Origin of the sequence: Domibacillus mangrovi (assembly GCF_001906925.1) — a bacterium.
In the GTDB taxonomy this organism is placed as follows: domain Bacteria; phylum Bacillota; class Bacilli; order Bacillales; family Domibacillaceae; genus Domibacillus; species Domibacillus mangrovi.
The window spans coordinates 13,709-34,358 of record NZ_MRWQ01000022.1; the positions used below are offsets into that span (position 1 = coordinate 13,709).

At 37.9% G+C, this 20,650-nt stretch carries 23 protein-coding genes and 1 riboswitch; of the genes, 18 read left to right on the forward strand and 5 right to left on the reverse strand.

The genetic code is table 11. From position 1 onward, the window contains the following. The first annotated feature begins 1 nt into the window (after position 1). Positions 2–595 (forward strand): XTP/dITP diphosphatase, encoded by a 594-nt coding sequence (locus BLL40_RS15260; protein WP_073712721.1) that lies wholly within the window; start codon positions 2–4, stop codon positions 593–595. 38 nt (positions 596–633) lie between these two features. Next, positions 634–1,515 carry a ribokinase gene (gene rbsK / locus BLL40_RS15265; protein WP_073712722.1) on the forward strand — a complete coding sequence of 294 codons (882 nt, stop codon included), beginning with the start codon at positions 634–636 and terminating at the stop codon, positions 1,513–1,515. A gap of 396 nt (positions 1,516–1,911) precedes the next feature. Here rbsK and BLL40_RS15270 read toward each other — a convergent pair whose 3' ends face one another. Together BLL40_RS15270 and BLL40_RS15275 are read right to left on the reverse strand one after the other, a co-directional pair. Beyond that, on the reverse strand, positions 1,912–2,364 hold the full coding sequence (locus BLL40_RS15270) for a hypothetical protein (protein WP_073712723.1): 453 nt from the start codon (positions 2,362–2,364) through the stop codon (positions 1,912–1,914). A 204-nt stretch (positions 2,365–2,568) separates the two neighbouring features. After that, positions 2,569–3,498, reverse strand: a complete 930-nt coding sequence (locus tag BLL40_RS15275) for an urea transporter (protein ID WP_083566576.1) — start codon at positions 3,496–3,498, stop codon at positions 2,569–2,571. Between the two features lie 157 nt (positions 3,499–3,655). Between BLL40_RS15275 and BLL40_RS15280 the strand changes: the two genes are divergently transcribed. The 9 genes from BLL40_RS15280 (at position 3,656) to BLL40_RS15320 (ending at position 9,983) form a co-directional block, all read left to right on the forward strand. Next, positions 3,656–3,958 carry an urease subunit gamma gene (locus BLL40_RS15280; protein ID WP_073712724.1) on the forward strand — a complete coding sequence of 101 codons (303 nt, stop codon included), beginning with the start codon at positions 3,656–3,658 and terminating at the stop codon, positions 3,956–3,958. A 14-nt stretch (positions 3,959–3,972) separates the two neighbouring features. Then, positions 3,973–4,287 (forward strand): urease subunit beta, encoded by a 315-nt coding sequence (locus BLL40_RS15285; protein WP_073712725.1) that lies wholly within the window; start codon positions 3,973–3,975, stop codon positions 4,285–4,287. A gap of 5 nt (positions 4,288–4,292) precedes the next feature. Beyond that, on the forward strand, positions 4,293–6,005 hold the full coding sequence (ureC, locus tag BLL40_RS15290; RefSeq protein ID WP_073712726.1) for an urease subunit alpha: 1,713 nt from the start codon (positions 4,293–4,295) through the stop codon (positions 6,003–6,005). Positions 6,006–6,014: 9 nt separating this feature from the next. Beyond that, positions 6,015–6,470, forward strand: a complete 456-nt coding sequence (gene ureE, locus BLL40_RS15295; protein WP_073712727.1) for an urease accessory protein UreE — start codon at positions 6,015–6,017, stop codon at positions 6,468–6,470. Further along, entirely contained in the window at positions 6,463–7,149 is a 687-nt protein-coding gene (locus tag BLL40_RS15300; protein ID WP_073712728.1) for an urease accessory protein UreF, read from the forward strand. The genes ureE and BLL40_RS15300 overlap by 8 nt, the downstream gene beginning before the upstream one ends. 22 nt (positions 7,150–7,171) lie before the next feature. Then, the gene (gene ureG, locus BLL40_RS15305; RefSeq protein WP_073712729.1) at positions 7,172–7,783 is read left to right on the forward strand and encodes an urease accessory protein UreG; all 612 of its coding nucleotides are present in this window, start codon (positions 7,172–7,174) and stop codon (positions 7,781–7,783) included. A 1-nt stretch (position 7,784) separates the two neighbouring features. Next, positions 7,785–8,609, forward strand: a complete 825-nt coding sequence (locus tag BLL40_RS15310) for an urease accessory protein UreD (RefSeq protein ID WP_073712730.1) — start codon at positions 7,785–7,787, stop codon at positions 8,607–8,609. Between the two features lie 62 nt (positions 8,610–8,671). Beyond that, on the forward strand, positions 8,672–9,334 hold the full coding sequence (locus BLL40_RS15315) for an urease accessory protein UreH domain-containing protein (RefSeq protein ID WP_073712731.1): 663 nt from the start codon (positions 8,672–8,674) through the stop codon (positions 9,332–9,334). A 34-nt stretch (positions 9,335–9,368) separates the two neighbouring features. Next, complete coding sequence (locus tag BLL40_RS15320; RefSeq protein WP_073712732.1) at positions 9,369–9,983, forward strand: PadR family transcriptional regulator; 615 nt, start codon at positions 9,369–9,371, stop codon at positions 9,981–9,983. Positions 9,984–10,188: 205 nt separating this feature from the next. On the opposite strand, the gene BLL40_RS15325 is transcribed toward BLL40_RS15320, so the two are convergent. Continuing rightward, a complete protein-coding gene (locus BLL40_RS15325) occupies positions 10,189–10,662 on the reverse strand; it encodes a ferritin family protein (protein WP_083566580.1) in 474 nt (157 codons plus the stop codon). A 1,122-nt stretch (positions 10,663–11,784) separates the two neighbouring features. After that, a riboswitch (cyclic di-GMP riboswitch) is annotated at positions 11,785–11,871 on the forward strand. Positions 11,872–11,890: 19 nt separating this feature from the next. On the opposite strand from BLL40_RS15325, the gene BLL40_RS17460 reads away from it, so the two are divergent. The 6 genes from BLL40_RS17460 (at position 11,891) to hxlR (ending at position 17,314) form a co-directional block, all read left to right on the forward strand. Beyond that, on the forward strand, positions 11,891–12,040 hold the full coding sequence (locus BLL40_RS17460) for a hypothetical protein (RefSeq protein WP_159434233.1): 150 nt from the start codon (positions 11,891–11,893) through the stop codon (positions 12,038–12,040). A 490-nt stretch (positions 12,041–12,530) separates the two neighbouring features. Beyond that, complete coding sequence (locus BLL40_RS15335) at positions 12,531–13,169, forward strand: hypothetical protein (protein ID WP_073712734.1); 639 nt, start codon at positions 12,531–12,533, stop codon at positions 13,167–13,169. A 231-nt stretch (positions 13,170–13,400) separates the two neighbouring features. Further along, positions 13,401–14,207 carry an ABC transporter permease gene (locus BLL40_RS15340; protein ID WP_073712735.1) on the forward strand — a complete coding sequence of 269 codons (807 nt, stop codon included), beginning with the start codon at positions 13,401–13,403 and terminating at the stop codon, positions 14,205–14,207. Positions 14,208–14,211: 4 nt separating this feature from the next. After that, the gene (locus BLL40_RS15345; RefSeq protein WP_073712736.1) at positions 14,212–14,991 is read left to right on the forward strand and encodes an ABC transporter ATP-binding protein; all 780 of its coding nucleotides are present in this window, start codon (positions 14,212–14,214) and stop codon (positions 14,989–14,991) included. A gap of 13 nt (positions 14,992–15,004) precedes the next feature. Beyond that, the gene (locus BLL40_RS15350; RefSeq protein WP_073712737.1) at positions 15,005–16,072 is read left to right on the forward strand and encodes an ABC transporter substrate-binding protein; all 1,068 of its coding nucleotides are present in this window, start codon (positions 15,005–15,007) and stop codon (positions 16,070–16,072) included. An 879-nt stretch (positions 16,073–16,951) separates the two neighbouring features. Further along, positions 16,952–17,314 (forward strand): transcriptional activator HxlR, encoded by a 363-nt coding sequence (gene hxlR / locus BLL40_RS15355; RefSeq protein ID WP_073712738.1) that lies wholly within the window; start codon positions 16,952–16,954, stop codon positions 17,312–17,314. A 590-nt stretch (positions 17,315–17,904) separates the two neighbouring features. Here hxlR and BLL40_RS15360 read toward each other — a convergent pair. Next, a complete protein-coding gene (locus BLL40_RS15360; RefSeq protein ID WP_073712739.1) occupies positions 17,905–19,095 on the reverse strand; it encodes a coenzyme F420-0:L-glutamate ligase in 1,191 nt (396 codons plus the stop codon). A gap of 120 nt (positions 19,096–19,215) precedes the next feature. Here BLL40_RS15360 and BLL40_RS15365 point away from each other — a divergent pair, with 120 nt between their 5' ends. Then, entirely contained in the window at positions 19,216–20,100 is an 885-nt protein-coding gene (locus BLL40_RS15365; RefSeq protein WP_073712740.1) for a LysR family transcriptional regulator, read from the forward strand. Positions 20,101–20,165: 65 nt separating this feature from the next. On the opposite strand, the gene BLL40_RS18085 is transcribed toward BLL40_RS15365, so the two are convergent. Then, positions 20,166–20,297, reverse strand: coding sequence for a hypothetical protein (locus tag BLL40_RS18085; protein ID WP_281247278.1), 132 nt, complete (start codon positions 20,295–20,297; stop codon positions 20,166–20,168). Positions 20,298–20,650 lie beyond the last annotated feature (353 nt).

The window sequence follows — 20,650 nt, forward strand, 5'->3', positions numbered from 1 at the left end:
GGTGAAAAATATTTGGATTGCAACGAATAACGTGGATAAAGCTTCAGAATTTCAAGAGATGTTCGCGGATTTAGGTTATAAAATAAAAACGTTGAATGATTTAGAAGATGTCATTGAAATCGAAGAAAATGGTAGTACATTTGAAGAAAATGCACGAATTAAAGCAGAAACGTTATCAAAGATGGTAAATGAACCTGTTTTAGCTGATGATAGCGGTTTGATGATTGATCAATTGAACGGATCACCAGGTGTATATTCAGCAAGATATGCTGGTAATCATAAATCAGATGCTGATAATATAAAAAAAGTATTAGATGAACTTAAAAACGTTCCAAAAGAGAAAAGAACTTGTCGGTTTGTTTGTGCATTAGCGATCTCAAGACCAAATCATGAAACAGTATTCTTTAAGGGAACATGTGAAGGAGAAATTGCTTTTGAAGCATCTGGTGCAAATGGTTTTGGCTATGATCCCATATTCTTTTTACCAGAAATCAATACAACAATGGCTCATTTAACTAAAACTGAAAAATCAAAAATTAGCCATCGTGGAAATGCTATAAAACAAATAAAAAATAATTTATACGATTTATTCTAACTTCTATAATTGTATAAACTTTTATTAGAGGTGATAATGTGATTACCGTAATTGGAAGCATAAATATGGATTTAGTTGTTCAAACAAATTATGTACCCGAAAAAGGAGAAACGACGTTAGGGAATTCTTTTACAACTTTTTTTGGAGGAAAAGGTGCAAATCAAGTCGTATCTATTGCGAGATTAGGGAAAAAAGCTCAAATGATTGGAGCTTGCGGTACTGATGAATATGGCAAGATGGCGTTGACTTCATTAAAAAAAGAAAACATAAATACAGAGCATGTGTTTTTATTTCCCGATGAAACAACAGGTGTCGCTTCAATCATTGTATCTAATGCAGATAATCGAATTATTGTCGTTCCTGGTGCGAATAATCTATTGACATCCAATGAAATAGAGCTTGTTAAAAATGAGATTATTAAAAGCGAAATGGTCGTTATACAGCTGGAAATACCTTCAGATACAGTTCATACAGCATTGAAAATATGTAAGGATCATAACATTCCAGTTATACTAAATCCTGCACCAATTGATCATTTTAAAAATGAATTTATTGATTTAGCAACGTATATTACACCAAATGAATCTGAATGTATTAGTATTTTTGGTGAAAATGTTGAACAATCATTAGAACGTTATCCCAATAAATTAATTGTAACGTTAGGTGATAAAGGTGCTCGTTTTTATGACGGTACAAAACATATATTCATTAAAGGATTTAATACGAATACTGTTGATACAACAGGTGCTGGTGATACTTTTAATGGGAGTTTTGCTGTTGCATTAACAGAAGGAAAAAATATTGAGGAAGCCGTAAGATTTGCAAATGCAAGTGCTTCTATATCAGTTGAGAAAAAAGGTGCTCAAAGTGGTATGCCTTCATTAGAAAGAGTTTTAAATAGGTTGAATTTAGAAGTATAGTAAGCATTATTAATTTAATATACGAGTTTTAGAACGCACAAAGCGATAAATTTAAAAGAAAATGGCTGTTTAGTATCACTCCTGTTTTTTGTGTCATTAGGTTACCTGTATGAAAAAAAGCATTCAATAAAAAACTCTCTGAACTTGAGCTGATTTGAGCCAATTTCAGAGGTTTTATTTGACTGAGGCTATGTAAGCTGTGCTGTATTAGGTGTATAAAAATTTCTTTAATCCATTTTAAAGAATAATGTTTACTGAAAAAGCCCAAGAAGCCCTCTCCATAGTATACGACGATGAAGATATCTCTTTCATCGATCTACTGGAAAGGGCATCTATTAAAAAGTATTGTTTTTACGGGACTTTGATTGCTACGGTGCTACTTTTTCGTTTTCTTAGTTATTCATTTTCTTGCTCGGCTACTTTTTCATGAATTTCTGCCTCGATTGCCTGAACGTGTTTCTTTTTAAGCTCTTGATGGGGATGAGGGTGGAACCATTGTATTTCTCCTTCATGAATAAAGCCTTGATATTCTTTCCCTTGAACTTGAAAAGTAAATTGTTGTCGTTCATGCAGTTTGCCTTCAAATGCTGGAGTGAGTTTGACGTTGTTTCCTTCGCTAGTAATACTCTTTTCTTTTATCAGCTTATAGATGCTCTTTTCCAAAGTATCGGTTTGATCATCGCCGATCATTTGCCTCGGATGTGGTTGAAGCCATTGAATTTCATCCTTGTGAAAATGACCTTTAAATTCATCACCTCGAACTTTGACTGTAAATTCGTATCGTTCATAAAGCCTTTCTTGAAAGATGGGTTCTAATCCAAATTCTTCTAGTTCGTTTTCGAAAGACATTGTTTTCCTCCTCTTAGAAGCACTCCTCTTGAGTAATTCCCTGGATTCATAATAAATATTCTGCTTTTTCAATCCTGCTTGTTTGTATCTTTACTATAAAAAATATAGATGAGAATGCAATGTGAGGAGAATGAGAAAATAATGAGAAAAGTAAAGCTGCCTCAAAATCCATATATTCTAGGATTTTGAGGCAGCTATTTATTTTTAAAGATTGGGCATTAGTTTTCGGGCAAATAAAAATAGCCATGTACTTAAGACGAACGGCATGGTTAGCGCCGGCAAACCATATGGAAGTAAAAAGCTATCTAGACTTGCGGTAATCAGCACAGATGTTGCCGCAGCTAGCAGACCGGAAAAAGGAATCCATTTCTTTTTGTTATGAAAAACGTCGGAAACGGCAAATATGGTTAATACCGCATTGTATCCATACAATCCTGAACTCAATAAAGAATGTTCGCTGCCCAGGTAATAAGCGGTCAGCAACGAAATAATGGTTGCGTATATAGCGAGCATACCAAGTCGTCTGCTCGCAAAGAAAATGCCACCTAAAACGAGGAAGCCAGCCCAAGTATGATCAAGGAAGTAAACTTGGCCAATACTTTTTGCAAATCCGCTTGTCAGATCGACTGGACCGTGAATATCGAGATGCCAATAGGCAAGAACTTGTGGAACGAGTGACTTATTCGCTTCGAAAAATTCTAAACGATGAGAAGCTGTTAGTAAAAACCAGGCTAAAATAATGTAAGGAAAAGTAAGAGACGGTACATCAAATGGTTTTGTTAAATGCATCATTCCTGCTGTGAAAATGGCGGCGATCACGGCACTGAACAAAGCGATAACAAAGCGCTGATCCCCTTCTAAAAAAAGCACCATTGCTAAACCAGAGAGAGCAGAGTTGAAGCTGAATAAACCTTGAGAAATCAATTTTTCGTCGGCCCCGCCTATTTTTGCGGTAACTGTACCGATAAAGGAAGAGATGAAGGCCATAATGCTTAATGGGACAGAATAGAGAGAAATGGCTACGAGCACAATAAGACCGGTGATGGCATTTTCAATTAATAGAACTTGCGAGATCCCTTTGAGTGAAGCGGAAAACATGGACAGCACATTGCTTGCATTTAGATGTTTTTGCATAAAAAAGCTCCTTTAATATATTTAAATAAAGAGTTGAAAATTTATATATATATGTATATAAAAATTTGTATACATAAAAATTGATATATATGAGCTTATCATATATTATTTAGCTGTAAGAAATCAAAGAAATTTATTGTAAAATGGAGGAATTTGCATGTATTTGTTGCCTAGGGAACAAGAAAAATTATTAATTGTTGTGGCAGCTGATTTGGCAAGGCGCCGAAAAGAACGAGGATTAAAGCTGAATCATCCGGAAGCAGTTGCGTTGATTACGCATGAAATTTTAGAAGGAGCCCGTGACGGTAAAACCGTTGCCCAGTTAATGGAGTACGGGGCGACAATTTTAACGATCGATGATGTCATGGAAGGCGTGGCCGATATGATTCACGATGTGCAAGTGGAAGCCACGTTTCCTGATGGTGTAAAACTCGTGACTGTCCACGTGCCAATACGATAAGGAGGGATTTTTGAATGATACCTGGAGAATACATTTTAAAGTCGGAAGATATTGTTTGTAATGAAGGACAGGAAACGAAAAAGATTTCCATTTTGAATAAAGGAGACCGTCCTGTGCAAGTAGGGTCCCACTTTCATTTTTATGAAATTAATGCAAGTCTTGAATTTGATCGTGAAGCCGCCTTCGGATTTCGTTTAGATATTCCAGCGGGTTCAGCTGTTCGTTTTGAACCAGGTGATAAAAAAGAAGTACACTTGGTCGCGTTCACAGGGGAAAGACGTGTATATGGATTAAACAATAAAACAGAAGGATCATTAGATCGGGGGTAATAAATATGAGCTTTCGTATGACGAGAAAACAATATTCTGATATGTACGGTCCAACAACAGGTGATGCAATTCGTTTAGCGGATACAGAGTTGTTTATTGAAATTGAAAAAGACTTTACACGATACGGAGATGAAGTGGTTTTCGGTGGCGGTAAAGTGATCCGTGATGGGATGGGCAGTCACCCGCTCGCCGTTCGTGCCGATAATGTTCCGGACCTTGTGATTACAAACGTCATTGTGCTGGATTATACAGGTATTTACAAAGCGGATGTAGCAGTCCGAGACGGGAAGATTTTTTCTATTGGAAAAGCAGGCAACCCACTTTTAATGGATGGTGTTACGATTACGATCGGTGCATCTACTGAAATTATTGCCGGCGAAGGAAAAATTTTAACAGCAGGCGGCATTGACACACATGTCCATTTCATTAACCCTGCTCAAGTGGAAACCGCTCTAACTGCAGGTTTAACAACGCTGATCGGTGGCGGAACAGGTCCTGCTGAAGGATCGAAAGCGACAACTGTTACACCGGGTGAATGGAATATTCATCGCATGCTTGAAGCGGCAGAAGATATGCCGATTAACGTCGGATTTTTAGGCAAAGGACACGCCGGTGCAGAAGAGCCGCTTTCGGAGCAAGTTCGGGCTGGTGCGATCGGGCTGAAGGTTCATGAAGACTGGGGTGCGACACGTTCAGCGATTGATTTGTCTTTAAAAGTCGCTGATGAATATGATGTTCAAGTGGCACTCCATTCCGATACATTGAATGAAGGCGGCTTTGCAGAAGATACAGCGTCTGCCTTTAAAGATCGCGTAATTCATACGTACCATACAGAAGGAGCGGGAGGCGGTCATGCGCCGGACATTATTAAATTAGCCAGCTATCCGAATGTGCTTCCTTCTTCGACTAATCCGACGCTTCCTTACACAGTGAATACAATTGATGAGCATCTTGATATGCTAATGGTGTGTCATCATTTAAGTCCGGATATTCCGGAAGATGTGGCGTTTGCTGATTCGCGGATTCGGGGAGAAACGATTGCGGCGGAAGATATTTTGCAGGATATGGGTGTGTTTAGTATGACGAGTTCCGACTCACAAGCGATGGGCCGTATAGGGGAAGTCATTTTACGGACATGGCAAACAGCGGATAAAATGAAACAACAGCGGGGCAAACTTGAAGGCGATGAAGGCATTGGCGATAACAATCGTATAAAACGTTATGTCGCGAAATATACAATCAATCCAGCCATCACACACGGCATTTCTGAGTACGTCGGTTCGATTGAAGAGGGCAAATTTGCCGATCTTGTAGTATGGGATCCGCAATTTTTCGGTGTGAAACCAAACATGATTTTAAAAGGTGGCCAAGTTGTTCAAAGTTTAATGGGGGATGCCAATGCATCCATTCCGACGCCGCAGCCGGTATTATACCGTCCAATGTACGGGACAATGGGAAAAGCAAAATATAAGGCTTCTATTACATTCGTCTCAAAAGCAGCGTATGAAGGCGGCGTTCATGAAAAATTGGGACTTCAAAAGACGGTCCTTCCTGTACACGGTATTCGATCATTGACGAAAAAAGACATGAAATTGAACGATGCGACACCTGAAATCAAGGTCGATCCAGAAACGTATGAAGTGCGTGTGGATGGTGAACATCTTACATGTGCCCCCGTAGACGTCGTACCTATGGGCCAGCGTTATTTCTTATTTTGAGGTGAAAAGATGATTATTGAGAAAATTGTCGGACATATTGATGAGCTTGATCCGGAGCTTGTTGCCCGTACGCATAAAGAAAAAGTGTATCTCGAAAGCAGTGACTTAGTGAAACGTATTCAGCGCGTCAAAACGGATCATGGCAATGAGATCGGCATCCGTTTAAGCGAATCCCGAGAGTTAAATGCGGGCGACGTATTGTACATGGATGAAAAAAATATCATTTTAATTGAGGTATTTCCAGATGATGTGATCGTTATTGAGCCACGGAACATAAATGAGATGGGAACGATTGCTCATCAGCTTGGCAACCGGCATTTGCCCGCTCAATTTGAAGAGGATAAGATGCTCGTTCAATACGATTATCTTGTGGAAGAACTACTTGAGGAGCTTGGTCTCCCATATGTGCGTGAAAAACGGAAAGTGAAGAAAGCGTTCCGGCATATAGGACATAGTCATGGATAATTATTTGCTCTCTTTATTTCAGTTATGTGATTCCAACTTACCAACAGGAGCGTTTAGTCATTCGTTCGGTTTGGAAACATACATACAGGAAAATAAAGTACATGATAAAGAAAGTTTTTCAGAATGGCTGCGAATGTATGTATTAGGGCAGCTCGTCTATACAGACGGGCTAGCCTCTCGTCTTACTTATGAAGCGCTTGAGCAAAACGATGCCGAGGCGATCTGGGCACTTGACCGGAAAATAACGGTGCAAGCTCTTCCAAGAGAAACGAGAGAAGGAACACGTAAGATTGGTGAACGCATGTTGACCATTGGAAATGACCTGTATCCATCTCCTTTACTATCTTTGTATAAAGAAAAAACAGCGGATGGAACGGCGTTTGGTCATCCAGCTATTGTATTTACAATCATCGCTCATCAGTTAAATGTGCCAGGGAATGTCATTTTATCCACGTATCTTTATTCGTCTATATCGAGTCTTACTCAAAATGCAGTGCGAGGTATACCACTCGGTCAGACAGCCGGGCAGTTTATTTTACGCGATATTCAACAGTGGATTACAAAAGCGATTGAACAAATTAGGATAATGGATATAGCTGATTTTGGCGCTGTGGCCCCAGGTCTGGAAATTTCTCAAATGAAACATGAACGGGTACATATCCGTATTTTCATGTCTTAATAATGAAAGGACGTGCTTTTAAATGGAACCGATTAAAATTGGTGTAGGTGGCCCAGTTGGTGCCGGTAAAACAATGCTTGTCGAAAAATTAACTCGTCATATGCAGGGTGATATTAGTATGGCGGCGATTACGAATGATATATATACGAAGGAAGATGCTAAGTACTTAATGAACAATGGTGTTTTAGATGATGACCGAATTATTGGTGTTGAAACAGGCGGCTGTCCTCATACAGCGATTCGTGAGGATACGTCAATGAATAGTGCGGCGATTGAAGAGTTGAAAAAACGCCACTCTGATTTGGACTTGATCTTCGTGGAGAGCGGGGGCGATAATTTGGCGGCTACATTCAGCCCTGAACTTGTTGATTTTTCCATCTACATTATCGACGTAGCCCAAGGAGAGAAAATTCCGCGTAAAGGCGGACAAGGAATGATCAAATCAGATCTTTTCATCATTAATAAAATCGATCTTGCTCCATATGTGCACGCGAATTTGGATGTCATGGCTGCTGATACGAAAGTGTTCCGAGGCGAAAAGCCATTTATTTTCACGAACTTGCAGGACAATACTGGTTTAGATGAAGTCATCCGCTGGATTAAACAAAACGCTTTACTCGCTGGGTTGAATTAAGATGGATAAATGGACAGGCGTGTTGCGTCTGAGCATGGAGAAAAAACGGGATAAGACGGTAACGAAACAAATGTATTTCCAAGGTGCATTTAAGATGCTGCGTCCCCATTATTTTGATAACAGCGGACAAGCATGCTATTTTCTCATTAACCCAGGGGGCGGATATGTAGATGGGGACCGTTACCGGATGGAAATTAAACTTGAGGAGCAGGCTGAGCTGATCTTAACGACACAGTCTGCGACGAAAGTTTACAAAACACCGAATACACCCGTTCTTCAGGAAAATGAAATCATCTTGAAAAAAGGCAGTGTGCTTGAATACATCCCTGATCCGCTGATCGCCTATCGAGATGCCAAGTATAAGCAAAATACGATCATTAAGATGGAACGTGGAGCGACTCTTTTTTACAATGACATTTTAACACCGGGCTGGTCTCCCGATGGAGAGTGGTTTCGGTATGAATTGATTCAATTGAAAAATGAAATTTATTTAGATGGGAAATTAATTATATTTGATCATTTAAAACTCCAGCCCGATGAAACCGGTGTGAATGGAATCGGTTATATGGAAGGGTATACTCATCTAGGTTCGATGATTGTGATTAGTGAAAAAGTAAATGAGGACGTTCTTCAACGATTGTATGGTGTAATTGAAAAAGATTTAGGCGAGTGTAAGGCAGGACTGTCTCTCTTGACAGAAGGCGGTTTTACATTGCGTATACTGGCTCATTCTACACAAAAAATTGAAGAACTTATGGCTGCCTGCAGCGCGTTCCTCCGCAAAGAATGGTATGGTCGTCATCCAGTTACCTTACGAAAATATTAATCAGATAAAAAATTCTGAAGGGAAAATATGTTGATTAAATTGAAGTTAGAAAGGATTTTAAGATGGATGTCACGTTGTTTTCAATATTATCACTGGGGTTCATACTGGGCATTAAACATGCGATTGAGCCAGATCATATTATTGCCGTTTCAACAATTGCGAGCAGAAGTAAAAAATTATCGCAGTCTGCTTTAGCAGGTGTTTTTTGGGGAATCGGTCACACGGCTACTTTGTTTTTGATTGGGATTACCCTTATTTTAATGAAAAATAGCATTCCAGATAAAGTATCTATGTCACTCGAATTTTTAGTCGGTGTCATGCTTGTTTACTTAGGCGTAGCCAACGTTTTGGCAGCGAATAAAAATCAACGACATATCCATCGGAATCATAGCCAGTATGGAGATAAACATTATTTTATTAAGTCATCTCTCATCGGTCTCGTGCACGGACTGGCTGGAAGTGCTGCGATGGTTTTATTGACAATGAGCACAGTAAATAGCGTTTGGCAGGGTGCGGAATACATTCTTATTTTTGGAGCAGGTACGGTAGCAGGGATGCTCCTTTTTACAACCGTGATAGGTATTCCATTCGTGTTTAGTTCTTCTAAAAAAGAAATGAATTCACTGTTTACGATTATCTCTGGTATAATTAGTGTATTGTTTGGTTTGTACTATATGTACAATCTGGCGATTACAGATGGGCTTCTCTCGCTTTTGCTCAAATAGGCGAGTTTACCTGTCGCTGCAAGGGGTGATCACGGTGAACACATTGGGGTATGCAATTCTTAGTATTTTGATTGGAAAGCCATGTTCTGGATATGAGTTGGCATCTTCATTAGAATTCATTTGGCCGGCTAAGCATAGTCAAATATATCCTCAACTATCTAGAATGGAAGAGCAGGGATTGGTTGTTTTTCAAATGATCCAACAAAATGGAAAACCAAATAAAAAAGTATACTCTGTCACGGAACAGGGACAGGAACTCTTAACAAGTTGGCTGAATAAAGAACCTTCTGATCCGGTCGTACGGGATGAGTTTTTAATTAAGAAAAATTCAATCTGGTTATCAGATCAGGAAAGTTCTGAAAGATTGCTGCATAATCGGATCGAAAAATTGAATAATAAAATTGCTTCTCAGGAAAAGCAGATATCTAACATACAACAACATATAGATGGTGATGATTATATGGATTCTGAACAATTTGGTCGTTATATGTTGATAAATAGAGGATTAAGGTTGCAAAGAGAAGAATTGGAATGGTGTAAGTGGGCGCTGAATTTAGTGTCTAAAGGAAAAAAGAAAGTTTGGGCGCTCGGGTTTCTTAGTTTCATTAACATGGAAGAAGCGTTAAGTATGACTTTTTTAATTATATAATCAAAGTCATAAAAGAGACAGTTTTAAAAGTATAGCTTTTGAAACTGTCTCTTTATTATTATTTGGTAGATGAAACTTTAGAAATGTCGTTGTAAAAAGCTAAGAGTGATCCACCTGCTGGTAGTGTGAATGAAGGGAAAAGTGAATCAAAATCTACTATATTACTTCCACTTTTGGTCAGCTGTATATTATTCATTACCTTTCTCTACACATTCATCAACATATATTGAAACCAAGATGCATGACGTTGTTCATCATGAGAGGCATGCATGAAGTGCATTTGAGTATGATGAGTGGTTGCTCTAGAGGCAATATCCTGATAAAAAGCAGCGGCTTCTAATTCATTACGAATTGCTGTTTTAACGCCTTCTTTAAATTCCTTCGGTAATTCTCCAGCTGGGATTTGTGGTTGTTGCCCACCCATTCTGCGTAAAATCATAGTAAACCAATGATAATGTTTTGCTTCGTCTTGCTGTATTTTCAAGATCACTTGTCGGTCCTGTGCATTCGTCGCTAGTTCAGCTAATTTTTGATAAAAATTGTAAGCGTGAACCTCGCCAATTATCGCTTTTGAAACATCATTTAATAAGTGATTATCACTGCTTGACATACCTTGTCCCATCCCCATTTGTCCACCGCCAGAGCCGTCTAGCCTTTGTTCATAAGATTTATTATACATGTAATTTCCTCCTCCCTTTGAAATAATCACATTTAGTATATTCTCATACTGTCCATTAATGTCTCTTCTTCTGATTCGATGGCCACGATTCTATGTTGAAATCGAACATGACTTTCTTCGATCCTTGATTGGAAAAAACCCGCCACTTCTTAAGACATATCAAACAAAACAAAATCAGCTGATCTTCTTTCGTGCCGATATACATATAGGCTACGTAAGCCTGTTAATAAAGCAGATCGATGAAATGATAAATGAGTGAATAGCGGAGTGGGAGTTTCAGTATTGCATACCCTGATGTGCCGATCGCTTCTCAAGTTTCACAGGATAATCAGATTTTAACTGTTGTTCATAAATCCCTTCATTTCCGCATGCCAAATAGTCACTTGCCGGTTTCCAGCGTCTGCTTTTTTATCGCCGGATGCCGTTGAAATAGAAGGTAGGAATGGCATTGTTTCTGCATCACTAATTTGAGTTTCAACAGAGGGAAGCGATTTGGCTTGGGCTAATCACCAGACGTATAAAAGAACGTTTAAAAAACATGAAAGTAAAGGAAAACAATAAGAAGGGTTTCTTTTTGTTTTTTTATGGGTACAGAAGCCATGTAGTAATAAAAAATATACTATCGGGTTGTATGGAAAAGGTGGCTGTCAAGGTATCCAGTGTAGATGAGGCCGATCCTATGAAAAAGAGTGAAATGAGATTCTATTTTTATCCTGCATTAACGGGCAGTAAGACCTTTGCTTCAAGACTTCGAAAAGAAAAGAAGGATAAGCGGGGGATCCACTGCCCGTAAAAGCCCGATTGGTTCGGGCCGGCTGAAGCCAGTCACTCACGTATTGCCGCAGGACGCGGCGCCCTTACCTGAGTTCCTGTTTATTCAGTGGGGAGAGAGGAAGGCAGACTAAGAACGTCACATCCTGTGACAACGTGTGCATGATTCACATCCTGTGAACCTAACCCCTACTGAATAAAGTTTCACTTTATATGAAGTAATCGTTTTTAGCTTATATAATCATTTTCCTGAAATTTCATTTATAAAAAGAAAGATTAAACGATGAATAAAAAATGTCATTTTTAATGTTTTTTCATTGGAAATCTCATAAAATATAATTATGAATAACTAAAAATCAAAGGCAAACTAATCGAAAGATTGGGACGCAAAGCCACGGATCTAAGGTTCTTAGCAACGATGATAGCCGGGTTGCAGAAATGGAAGGATTACATCGCTATGAGTGAAGATAAAGAGCGCCTTATATTTGAGCAGGAGCTCATTCGTTTATATGGAGATTGTGAGCGTTGTAAAGATAGTGAGATTAAAGAAGAAATATTTGAAGATATTAACATTTTAAAAGAAGCCATTGAGTTACTTTCACAATAATCTCAAATGCACCATGAATAAATGGAACAAAAAGGGGAGGCATCGATCTCGCCTCTAGGGAATGATAGAATGGGATGAAAGCGTTTCTTTTGCTCCTAGCTATGTTTTTCGTCTTTTGGAATGATACGCTAGTTCGAACCGAGTAGGAATCATTCTTTTTCAGAAGTCTTAATTCTCTGTGTGAAAGAGGATGGAGGCTTTTTTCTTTGTTTTAAGTATTATTATGATGTTTTCCAAGTTATCCTTTTTCCGTATCTACTAAATCCTTTTTGTTCAAGAACTTATCAATAGTGGAAGGAGATTACGGCTACTGCTTTAATACTAGAGCTAGTTTAGGCATCTTCTTTTAACATCTAGTGTTAGGTTCCCTCTTAACGAATATACATGTACCGTCTATTCGTTGTTTTTTGCTTTGTAGAAGGCGACCTAAAGTGGAACGGTGAACCAAACCTTAAATGAAAAATGTAACGCATTAAAGGAGGGAGAGGAGATGGAGAGGATGACGCCAAGTAGATTACGGTATTTGTTTGATGTGGAGCACCCTTTATTTCAGTTCGAACAGTATGCTGCGTTTATTGAACACTCACTCCGAAGGGAAGCGAGCAAGTATGAAAAGATGGCCGCAGAAAGCAACGAAACAGATCCAGAAGGCTTTCGGGGGTGGCATATAGATGAATGCAGCCTTTACCGCAGTGATTTCCCTAATATTTTGCGAAGCTCGCTTTTAACGAGTCTTTACTCTTTTATAGAAAGTAAATTGGTCGCGCTCTGTTACCCGAGTGAATCAGGAAGAATGTTTAGTAAACGAAACAGCAGCCGGCAATCTCTGATTAATAAGGCTAAAGATTATTTAATAACGGAGTTGCACGTGGAGTTTCCAATCCATCTGCCAGCGTGGAAATTCATTCAAAATACAAATAGGATTCGAAATTGTTTGGTTCATAGCGGAGGGGATGTGAGTGCATTCAGATCGGAGCGGAAATTAAGAAGCATTATTGCCAATATGGAGCATGTAACGATCGATTGGAGAGACAAGATCATTCTGGATGAAATGTTTTGTCTCGTATTTATTAACCACGCCTCTATACTTTTATCAGCGCTCTACAATGTTCAAGTAGAGGGACGGTAAAGATTTTTACTCATCTCCCTTGTATTTACTCAAGAAGTTCGACTTTTCTTGTTCAAAAGCTTTCTTTTTTCTGAATATGATCATTCTCGTTTAAAAAGGACGAGCATTGATTAAATTTAGATACTATTTTGTAGGGGAGTTAGTTCATCATAAGCTAACGGCCGACACTTTATGTTTGGTGCACACAATTTTGGAAGTATGCATATTATTTTGATGAAGAGGTGGTGAAAAATGAAGGATATAAAAAATCCAATCGAAACAGAAAAACAAGAATGGCGTAAACAACAAATAAAGCAAAGGTTGAAGACATGGTTAACTATATTTTCTCCTATATGTCTCTTGCTTATCTGGCAATTTTTATCCCAAAGTGGACTGATTGACGCACGATTTTTCCCCCCACCTACCGCCATTATTTCCACATTTATTGAATTGCTCACAAGTGGTGAATTGTTTCACCACATAAACATTTCTTTGTTTCGAATCTTCACTGGTTTTTTACTGGGTGTCATTCCTGGTGTCATCCTCGGTTTATGTATGGGTTTGTATGCACCAATTCGGCACTTTATTTCACCTATTATTATGGCGTTAATGCCTATTCCCACACTTGCTTTATTGCCGATTATTTTAATCATCTTTGGAATTGGTGAAGTGTCAAAAGTCGTCACCATTGCGGGAAGTGTTTTTTTTCCTGTTGTGATCAATACCATCGCTGGTGTTATCTCGATCGACTCCATTTATTTGGATGTGGCAAAAAACTATGGCGCCAGCAGGAAAGATTTTTTTTTGAAAATCGCTTTACCTGGCTCACTTCCTTTCATGATGGAAGGCATTCAGATGGGGCAGGCAATCGCCTTGCTAACTATCGTCGCAGCTGAAATGATGGGGGCAAGGTCAGGAATTGGTTATTTGATTTGGACGTCCTACAGTGCCTTTTTATTAAAAGAAATGTTTGTTGGATTGATTCTGATTTCATTTTTTGGCTATATTTTTTCATTAATACTAAGGGGGCTGCAACGAAAACTAATACCATGGAGGTGACGACGTGAGCCAGAACTCGAAAATATCGATTCATGAATTGACGAAAGTGTTTTATAAAAAACAAAATAGTGTTACTGCGCTTGAGAATATTACAATCGATATCGAAGAGGGAGAATTTGTTTGCCTTGTTGGACCGAGCGGTTGTGGAAAAACAACCTTGCTTCGCATATTAGCTGGTCTTGAAAACCAAAGTTCAGGTAACTTCAAAATTGAGAGAAGTAATGAAGATCGTCCGAACCAGTCTATGGTTTTTCAAGAACGAGGCATTCTGCCATGGTTAACGGTTGAAGAAAATGTAGCGTTCGGTCTGAAGATGCGTCATTTACCAAAATGGCATGTAAAAGAACGAACAAACTATTTTTTGAATAAAGTGGGACTAGCAAAATTCGCAAAAATGTACCCGAAAGAGCTTTCTGGCGGGATGAAGCAACGAGTCAGCATTGCGAGAGCGTTTGCGAACGATCCGGAAATTTTGCTGATGGACGAACCGTTTGGGGCTTTGGATGAGCAGAACCGATATATTTTGCAAGAAGAGCTGTTGTCCATTTGGTCTGAAACAAAGAAAACGGTGCTGTTCATCACGCATAGTATAGATGAAGCGTTGTATTTAAGTGATCGGGTACTACTTATGAGTGCACAACCTGGAAAAATCATTGATGAGGTGAAAATAGATTTGCCTCGGCCGAGAAAACTGGAAGATATGCGCTCAAATCAAGAAATGGCTTCTAAGTTTTTGGATATTTGGCGTCATTTGCAGGTGGAAGTACAAGGATCAAGATTGTAAAGGGGGCATATGGATGAAAAAGTGGTTAGGGATGATGGCTGTTTTACTTTTATTGGCGGGGTGTGCGAAAGAAGAATCGGTGAAGGTCAACGACGATGTAAGTAAAGATAATCCGTCTGGGGATTTAGCTCCTTTAAGTAAGGAGACAAAAGTGGTCATTGCCGAAGATGGTTCTGCGTCAGGCGCAGGTTTTTATATTGCCAATGAAAAGGGATATTTTGATGATTATAACATTGAAGTGAAGTTTGCGACATTTTCGAATAGTGATGATATGTTGCCAGCTCTCGCATCTGGTGATGTGGATATTGCAGGAGGCATTTCGTCCGCGTCATTTTTTAATGCTATTGCCCAAGGGATTGATGTAAAGATTATAGCGGATAAAGGGCACAATGAAAAAGGAAAATCGTATTTCACGTTTGTGATCGGTGCTGATAAACAAGGTGAAATAAAGGACTACAGTGATTTGAAAGGCAAAAAAATTGCTGTTTCCACTGAGCATGCTGTAGATGATTACATTTTCCATCAAATGCTTGAGCACGCAGGTCTGACGAAAGACGATGTTGAAATGGTGATTATGTCTGACTTTGGTAACATGATGGCAGCGATCGGAAATGGCTCGATTGATGCAGCACTGCAAATTGAACCACTTATTACACAAGGTGTAGCAGAAGGCATTCACGTTCGTTTCGGTGATACAACCGATTTTGCGCCGGAAGCACAAATTGCGATGGTACTTGGTTCACCGCAATTCATGAAAGACGAACAAGATGTGTCGTTACGCTTCATGGCCGCGTATTTAAAAGGGGTTCGAGATTATAACGATGCCTTCAAAAAAGGCGAAGGGAAAGACGGTATTATCGACATCATGACACAGTACACAGCTTTAAAAGATGCGGCCGTTTGGGAAGATGTATTTGTGACAGGGCTTGATCCAAATGGCAAGATGTTCATTAAGGACATTCGCAATCAGTATGAAATGTATAAGAAAAATGGAGCCATTCGCGGGGAATTCAATTTTGACGAAGCGATTGATACGGCCATAACAGAAAAAGCAGCCAAGATTATTGGCGAATATCAATAAGCGTTAAAAAGAATAGACAAAATGTTATCGCAGTGGCAAATAAAGATGTGGTTTTTCATTTGGGGATAAATAACATTTTAATTTATTAAAGTATACTACATGTGAGAGAAGAGGCCCGAATTAACATCGGGCTTTTTGTTATCCAGTTGAAGATGAGTTTTACCATTATAAACTACCAAAAATTAATAAATGGGAAAACTCAATTTGCGGCCGTATTGAGGATCGATCATTTGAGTTCTTTTCCCGGTCGTGCTGATTCTGTTTTCATCAAGGACAGATAATAAGTGCTTCTTGGCATGTTCAGCACTTCACAAATGACTTGAACAGGAACCACTTCTTTTTAATCGTAAATCAAGTTTGTTAGCTCGGGATCGGTTATGTTCTGGAGAATATGGCTACAGCCTTTTTTAAAATGTCCATATCTGTTCCATTCGAAGGTTCTCTTTTTGGATTTCAGCTATGTCCTGTGGCGTTAGCCTATTTTCCTCGCCATTCACTAAAGTCAAGGCTTTCATCCATTTTGACTTCAGATACCGCTATATTCGCTGCTTAACGTACTCACCGAGCTACCAGTGTGATAAAGTTCCACCACTATTTTCTTAAAATCGTCGTTATATTTACCATTGTTTCTTGATTCTATGCCAGACACCTCCCCCTCTTATTTTTATCATTTTTGGAAAATTGGGATTTGTGTAAAAGAACAGACTTGGATATAATATACTTAGCGAAGAAAAAATGAATAGTTAAGAAGCGATGAATAAATATCGTTGTATCCTTCCCGAACTATATTGTAAAGGTCGATAGATTTCTTTGCCCGTTCATGCAGGAGAAGTAAAAGTTTAGACAATGTGGAAAAATACACGAACGGAGGACAAATTGATGATTCATTTACAAGACAAAACATTTAATTGTGAAAAGGAACTAACTCTCTCCATGTTTAGTGGGAAATGGAAAATGCGCATTTTATGGCATTTAGGGAAAGAGGGAACGAAGCGTTTTGGCGAATTAAAAGCGTTAATTCCAGGAATTACTCAACGAATGCTAGTGAGTCAATTACGAGAACTGGAAGAAGATCATCTTGTCCATCGTGAAGTATATCCAGTCGTTCCGCCTAAAGTAGAGTATTCACTAACTGCAAAAGGGGAAAGTTTATTGCCTATTCTAGAAAAAATGGATGAATGGGGAAAAAACCATATGGAAATCCTTGTAATGAGCGAATTGCGAAGTAATGGAACTCGATAATGGCAGGACATTATTTTAAAGTCATCTGATAATCATATAGGGTATTTAATTCAATAAATATCTTATCTTATTTAATAGCAGTATAACGAAAAGTTGGAGCGTGAAGATGGAACGACTGCGCAAGAACGTGTACTCGTGCAAACATGATAGCGTTACTCAGTCCGAACGCCAACAAGATTTGTTTATTAAACCATCCTCGGTAATAAAATGAATTAATCTATTAGAACGCAAAGGTTTAGTTAAGAGGACAAATAATAGGAAAGACGATAGAGTTAAAAAATTAGTTTGACTTATAAGGGTTTCTAAGAGCGATTTTATTCCTTCCAGGTACACTTCCTTTCTATGTTTCTTCTATTGCAAATTTCAATACAATTGTTTTCCAATACCACTTCCGCGATCTGTAACAATGGCGACTTTATTTTGAAATCTCATGAGAGTTCCTCTAATTTAAACATGATCGGTCAAATGCCCATTTTAAATTGAAAGTAATCGTATTTTTGAATGTATAGAATTAAAAAATAAGCAGTGCTAGTAAAAGCTAGCATTGCTTATTTTTTATATACCATTTTTGAATTACTGAATAATTACTATTATTTTGTATAGTTATCAAAATAACCTTGTATAAAGACAATCGGTGTACCTTTATCTCCGCTTCCTGAAGTTAAATCGGAGAGAGAGCCGATAAGGTCAGTAAGTTTTCTAGGTGTAGTACCTTGTGCTTCCATTGATCCCACAAGATCCTCCTCTTTATTGTTAATAAATTGGGAGATAGCTTGTTTAAGCTCTTCGCCTCTTAAATCGGCAAAGTTATTATCAGCAAGATATTTTAACTTCACTTCATTAGGTGTACCATCAAGACCTGATGTGTAAGCAGGTGATACAACTGGATCAGCAAGTTCCCATATCTTACCGACCGGATCTTTGAATGCTCCATCTCCATAAACCATGACTTCAATATTTTTACCAGTCTTTTCTTTGAGCATATGTTGTATGTTATCAACGATAGATTGGCAATTACGTGGGAAAAGTTTAACACTATCGTCTGTTGATTTATTTGAGCCTAGCAGGCCATAAGCTTCATTACATCCACTGCCATCAATAGACTCTGATAATATGTTATCAAGGCTATAAATTTTATCTCCACCATTTGCTTTTAATATTCTCTTCGTTCTAAATCTTGTATGAATATCGCAAGTAAGAACACTTTTTGTGTAATTCAAAATGGTTTTTGCATTATTTGAGAAGATAACTTCACATTCAACATCGAATTCCTCAACTAATGATTTATAATAGTCAATATAATCAACGCCAGTAAAAGTATGTTTGATATATCCAAAATGATCACGGAATTGTTTTTCTGTTAAAACATCTGTCCAAGGATTAACTCCCTTTTCATCAAGTACGTCTATATCTACTAAGTGATTACCAACTTCATCAGATGGGTAGCTAAGCATTAATACAATTTTTTTAGCTCCTTTTGCAATACCGCGAAGACAGTTTGCAAAACGATTACGACTTAAGATAGGGAATATGACTCCAATAGTATCTTCTCCGTATTTTGAATAAACATCTTTAGCAATATGATCGATAGTTGCATAATTACCTTGAGCACGAGCAACGATTGATTCTGTTAATGTAACGATATCTTTATCATTAAATTTAAAGCCTTCAACTTCTGAAGCTTTTAACACACTATCTACAACGATTTCCTCGATATTGTCACCTTGATTTATGATTGGGCAACGAAGCCCCCTCACAACTGTTCCAACTACTCTTTCCAATATAATCGCTCCTTACAACTATTAAAGTGAATTTTAAAAATATATCTATTTGTACTATACATCGTTGTAATAATATAAGTAAAATTAATATATTGAATATCTTATATAAGGAGTGATTATATGGTGATTAAATTAGATTTATATAAAGTTTTTTGTAAGGTAGCGAAAAGTGAAAGTTTTTCCAAGGCAGCAAAAGATCTTTACTTGACACAACCAGCTGTTAGCCAAGCGATTATGCAGTTAGAAAGAGAGTTAGATACACGTCTTTTTAATAGAACACCTAAGGGAGTTTCATTAACAAATGAAGGTAGTCTTCTGTTTGAATACGTTAATTCGGCTATTAATTTAATTGATGTTGGAGAAGAAAAAATTTTAGAATTTAAGAATTTAACGGCAGGGGAATTAAAGATAGGTGTAGGAGATACGATTTCTAAGTATTTCTTACTTCCCTGTTTAGAAGCTTTCCATAATAGATATCCCAATATCAAGTTTTATATTGTTAATGGTACAACAGTTGAACTCTGTTCGATCTTAAAATCAGGAGAGGTGGATATTGCCATTTGTAACCTCCCTATTGATGATCCTACATTAGAACTGAGACCATGTTTTGATATCCAAGATACGTTTGTTTACGGGGAGAAATTTAAAAAAATATTTTCTAAACCATTAAGCTTTCAGGAATTAGTAAAACTGCCATTAATTTTTCTTGAACCAAAATCAAATTCTAGAAAGTACGTAGAGGATTACATGATTTCTAAAGGTATCAAGATTTCGCCCGAATTTGAATTAGGTTCCCATGATTTATTATTGGAGTTTGCCAAAATAAATTTAGGGATAGCATGTGTGACGAAAGAATTTTCCCAAGAGTATTTAAATAAAGGATTAGTATATGAAGTACAATTAAATGAAGAGATACCAAAGAGAAATATAGGAGTATGTTTTTTGAAAAGCGTGCCTCTATCACCAGCTTCAACAAAATTTGTTGAGATTATAGAAAATAAATAGGCATAAAATATTTTGCTGTTAATTAATCGTTTAGCATGCTTGTTAAATTATAAATAAAGATTTTTTTATTTCGTTTCATACATAATTCCCATTTTCGAATTTGTATGCCAAGCTGTCTCTTGCTGGCTTTCAGCGAATGCTTCTTTGTGACAAGCTGCGGCTGAATGGCAGGCAGAATGGTGTTGTTTCTGCATCATTATTTAGAGGTTCACTGGAAGAAAACTGTATGATTCAGGCTAGTTAACACGCATTGTTTTTCTATAGTAATGAACATAAAATGACGGTGTCTGTCCTCAGTACAGTAAAAAATGGAGGACTGACACCGTTTTATTCTTACTTAATTATTGTCGTGTCTTTGAGGATCTAGTGCGGATCGAACAAAGTGGAAAAACACTCCGCCAATTAGTCCAAGCATAAGAAGAAACCCTACTGTGATTGTCCATAAATAAGCCAAGAAAACCCCTCCTTTTTTGATGTATATGCATGCCGATAAATAAAATTTCCGTTTGAACATGTATTTCAACAGGTCAATTTTTACTTGAATGTACAT

Coding starts and splice junctions, on each gene's coding strand:
- ureG (WP_073712729.1), top strand. CDS start 7,172: ATGGAACCGATTAAAATTGGTGTAGGTGGCCCAGTTGGTGCCGGTAAA.
- hxlR (WP_073712738.1), top strand. CDS start 16,952: ATGATTCATTTACAAGACAAAACATTTAATTGTGAAAAGGAACTAACT.
- BLL40_RS18085 (WP_281247278.1), bottom strand. CDS start 20,297: ATGATGCAGAAACAACACCATTCTGCCTGCCATTCAGCCGCAGCTTGT.
- BLL40_RS15340 (WP_073712735.1), top strand. CDS start 13,401: ATGAAGGATATAAAAAATCCAATCGAAACAGAAAAACAAGAATGGCGT.
- BLL40_RS15300 (WP_073712728.1), top strand. CDS start 6,463: ATGGATAATTATTTGCTCTCTTTATTTCAGTTATGTGATTCCAACTTA.
- ureE (WP_073712727.1), top strand. CDS start 6,015: ATGATTATTGAGAAAATTGTCGGACATATTGATGAGCTTGATCCGGAG.
- BLL40_RS15325 (WP_083566580.1), bottom strand. CDS start 10,662: ATGTATAATAAATCTTATGAACAAAGGCTAGACGGCTCTGGCGGTGGA.
- BLL40_RS15275 (WP_083566576.1), bottom strand. CDS start 3,498: ATGCAAAAACATCTAAATGCAAGCAATGTGCTGTCCATGTTTTCCGCT.
- BLL40_RS15310 (WP_073712730.1), top strand. CDS start 7,785: ATGGATAAATGGACAGGCGTGTTGCGTCTGAGCATGGAGAAAAAACGG.
- BLL40_RS15315 (WP_073712731.1), top strand. CDS start 8,672: ATGGATGTCACGTTGTTTTCAATATTATCACTGGGGTTCATACTGGGC.
- BLL40_RS15365 (WP_073712740.1), top strand. CDS start 19,216: ATGGTGATTAAATTAGATTTATATAAAGTTTTTTGTAAGGTAGCGAAA.
- BLL40_RS15350 (WP_073712737.1), top strand. CDS start 15,005: ATGAAAAAGTGGTTAGGGATGATGGCTGTTTTACTTTTATTGGCGGGG.
- BLL40_RS15270 (WP_073712723.1), bottom strand. CDS start 2,364: ATGTCTTTCGAAAACGAACTAGAAGAATTTGGATTAGAACCCATCTTT.
- BLL40_RS15280 (WP_073712724.1), top strand. CDS start 3,656: ATGTATTTGTTGCCTAGGGAACAAGAAAAATTATTAATTGTTGTGGCA.
- BLL40_RS15335 (WP_073712734.1), top strand. CDS start 12,531: ATGGAGAGGATGACGCCAAGTAGATTACGGTATTTGTTTGATGTGGAG.
- BLL40_RS15285 (WP_073712725.1), top strand. CDS start 3,973: ATGATACCTGGAGAATACATTTTAAAGTCGGAAGATATTGTTTGTAAT.
- BLL40_RS17460 (WP_159434233.1), top strand. CDS start 11,891: ATGAGTGAAGATAAAGAGCGCCTTATATTTGAGCAGGAGCTCATTCGT.
- ureC (WP_073712726.1), top strand. CDS start 4,293: ATGAGCTTTCGTATGACGAGAAAACAATATTCTGATATGTACGGTCCA.